We start from the raw sequence: 243 nt of genomic DNA on the forward strand, positions 1-243 counted from the left end.
ATCGCAGTGAAGATGCTGTGTACCCGCGGCTAGACGGAAAGACCCCGTGAACCTTTACTATAGCTTCACACTGGACGCTGATGTTGCTTGTGTAGGATAGCTGGGAGGCTAGGAACCCCGGACGCCAGTTCGGGCGGAGCCAACCTTGAAATACCAGCCTGGCATCATTGGCGTTCTAACTCAGGTCCGTGATCCGGATCGAGGACAGTGTGTGGTGGGTAGTTTGACTGGGGCGGTCTCCTC

1 rRNA gene is annotated in these 243 nt (G+C 56.4%); it reads left to right on the top strand.

The features are described 5' to 3' along the window. Position 1: 1 nt before the first annotated feature. Positions 2-243, top strand: a 23S ribosomal RNA gene (locus tag HOP58_RS23325); the annotation flags it as partial.

The sequence above is a fragment of the Halomonas sp. MCCC 1A11062 genome (genome assembly GCF_021404355.1).
GTDB classification, from domain to species: domain Bacteria; phylum Pseudomonadota; class Gammaproteobacteria; order Pseudomonadales; family Halomonadaceae; genus Halomonas; species Halomonas aerodenitrificans.